This is a genomic window from Ramlibacter sp. (assembly GCF_035706265.1).
Classification (GTDB): Bacteria; Pseudomonadota; Gammaproteobacteria; order Burkholderiales; family Burkholderiaceae_C; genus Ramlibacter.
The window spans coordinates 1-2361 of the sequence record NZ_DASSVG010000684.1 but is presented as its reverse complement, the minus strand read 5'-3'; the positions used below and the strand labels follow the sequence as shown (position 1 = coordinate 2361).

The window sequence follows — 2361 nt, the reverse complement described above, 5'->3', positions numbered from 1 at the left end:
GTTCGAGCAGGCGCATGCCTTCTACGAGAAGTACGGCGGCATCACCATCGTGGTGGCGCGCTTCATGCCGTTCCTGCGCACCTTCGCGCCCTTCGTGGCGGGCGTGGCGCAGATGACGCGCCGCAAGTTCAGTTTCTACGACGTGACCGGCGGCACCCTGTGGGTGGGCGGCATCGTCACGGCGGGCTATTTCTTCGGCAGCATTCCGTGGGTGAAGGAAAACCTGGACAAGATCATCTGGACGATGATCCTGCTGCCCGGCGTGCTGGTTCTGTTCGGAGCGTGGCGCGCCCGGCGCAAGGGCACCGTGGCGCGCGCGTGAGCGCCGCGAACGCGTCGGCGGCGCTCGGCTCGCTGGTCGCGCCTTAGCGGTTCAGCGCGCCACCGGGCTTCGAGAGCTGGTTCCCCAGCAGCGCACCGGCGCCGGCACCCAGGATGGTCGCACCCGTGCCGCCCACGGCGTCACCGACCAGGCCGCCCACCACCGCACCGCCGACGGTACCGACGGTCTGGCGATCCATGTTGGCGCAGCCGCCCAGGCCCGCAAGGGAGACGGCCAGCACTGCCGCCGAAATGAACTTGGTTTTCATGAATATCACCTCGCTGATCGCGTTGCTCGCACGGCCGCGGGAGGTGCGGCCAACCTGTGCCAACCACTCTAAAAAAGCGGGCTCTGCGGGACTGTAGGAAGCCTTCCCACGCCGGTGTCATCGTGTGCAAGGGAGCGCTGAACGAAAAAACGGGGTCATGCATGACCCCGTTCGTTCGCATTGGCGTCCGGCGTTCGCGCGCCGGCGCGCGAGCCTCAGCGCTTGGCGGCCTGGTTGCCCAGGTAGCCGCCGATCGCCGCACCGGCGATCGTGGCGCCCGTGCCGCCCACGGCGTCGCCCAGCAGGCCGCCCACCACGGCGCCGCCGACCGTGCCGACGGTCGTGCGGTCCATGTTGGCACAGCCACCCAGGCCCAGGAGAGAGACGGCCAGGACGGCCGCGGAAATGATCTTGGTCTTCATGCGATCCCCTTGGATTCGATTCTTTGCAACCGCTGGAGGCGCGGCAACCTGTACGTCGCAATGTAGAAACGCGTGCCAGCGCAGCTTGTAGGAACGCCGCGAAGCGGGCTGTCGTCTGCCCGCATCTCTGCGTGAGGGGAGGGGGAGGCGCGTCAGGTAGGCTGGCGCTGGAACGAAGCGAAAGCCCAGCGCTTCGGGACGCCGTGAACGCTGGGCTTCGCGCGCTTCGCGGCTCAGCACCAGCCTACAAGGGCCGGCTGCGCGCCAGCGGCGGATTGCGCGAGAAGTAGCGTTCGATGCCGCGCACCAGCGCCTCGGCGAGGCGCTCCTGGTAGTCCGCACTGCGCAGCTTCAGTTCTTCCTCGGGGTTGCTGATGAAGGCCGTCTCCACCAGCACGCTGGGGATGTCAGGGGCCTTCAGCACCGCGAAGCCGGCCTGTTCGACCTGGCCCTTGTGCAGCCGGCCGACGCCGCCGATCTGCCCCAGCAGCTCGCTTCCGAGCTTGAGGCTGTCCTTGATCTGCGCGGTGGTGCTCATGTCCAGGAGCGCGCGCGAGACGTGCACGTCGTGCGACTTGATGTTCACGCCGCCGATCAGGTCGGCCTTGTTCTCGCGGTCGGCCATCCAGCGCGCCGCCGTGCTCGAGGCGCCGGTCTGGCTCAACGCGAACACGCTCGCGCCGCGCGCCGTCGGCGTGAGGAAGGCGTCGGCGTGGATGCTCACGAACAGGTCGGCCTGCACCCGCCGCGCCTTGTCCACCCGCACGTGCAGCGGCACGAAGAAATCCGCATCGCGCGTCATGAAGGCGCGCATCGGATTGCCGTTGATCGTCATCGCGTTGATGCGTTCGCGCAGCAGGTGGCCGATCTGCAGCACCACGTCCTTCTCGCGCGTGCCGCCGGGGCCGATGGCGCCCGGATCCTCGCCGCCGTGGCCGGGGTCCAGCGCGATGATGATCAGGCGGTCGGTCTTGGCCTGCGCGAGCGCCGGCCGCGCGACCTCGGCGGCGTGCACGGTGGTGGGGCGCGGCGGCCGCTGCATCTGCTGCGCGATCAGCTCGCCCAGCGGATCGGTCGCTTCCGGCGCGCTCGCGCTCGCGGGCGCGGATTCTTCCTTCAGCCGCTCGGCGATCAGCGCTTCCAGCGGGTCGACCGGCTTGGGCGGATAGAAGTCCACCACCAGGCGGTGCTTGTAGGCGGCCACGGGCTGGAGCTGGAATATCTGCGGCACCGAGTCCTGCTTCAGCGCGACCTGCAGGCGCACGACGCCGGCTGCGTGCTGCAGCACGCGGATGTCGGCGATGTGGGGATCGTCGGCCTTGACCGTGGCGACCAGCTCGCGCAGGGCC

4 protein-coding genes are annotated in these 2361 nt (G+C 69.1%); 1 reads left to right on the top strand and 3 read right to left on the bottom strand.

What is annotated here, in order from left to right:
- On the top strand, window positions 1-322 hold a 322-nt coding region (locus VFM98_RS24635), incomplete at its 5' end, for a VTT domain-containing protein (protein WP_325112530.1).
- 43 nt (window positions 323-365) lie between these two features.
- Here the strand turns inward: VFM98_RS24635 and VFM98_RS24630 are convergent.
- The 3 genes from VFM98_RS24630 to VFM98_RS24620 all read right to left on the bottom strand — a co-directional run.
- A complete protein-coding gene (locus VFM98_RS24630) occupies window positions 366-590 on the bottom strand; it encodes a glycine zipper 2TM domain-containing protein (RefSeq protein WP_325112529.1) in 225 nt (74 codons plus the stop codon).
- A 215-nt stretch (window positions 591-805) separates the two neighbouring features.
- The gene (locus tag VFM98_RS24625) at window positions 806-1012 is read right to left on the bottom strand and encodes a glycine zipper domain-containing protein (RefSeq protein WP_325112528.1); all 207 of its coding nucleotides are present in this window, start codon (window positions 1010-1012) and stop codon (window positions 806-808) included.
- 244 nt (window positions 1013-1256) lie between these two features.
- On the bottom strand, window positions 1257-2361 hold a 1105-nt coding region (locus VFM98_RS24620), incomplete at its 5' end, for an N-acetylmuramoyl-L-alanine amidase (protein ID WP_325112527.1).

Bases quoted from the DNA above. Each gene is read 5' to 3' on its own strand.
- VFM98_RS24630 (WP_325112529.1), bottom strand. From the start codon at position 590: ATGAAAACCAAGTTCATTTCGGCGGCAGTGCTGGCCGTCTCCCTTGCG.
- VFM98_RS24625 (WP_325112528.1), bottom strand. From the start codon at position 1,012: ATGAAGACCAAGATCATTTCCGCGGCCGTCCTGGCCGTCTCTCTCCTG.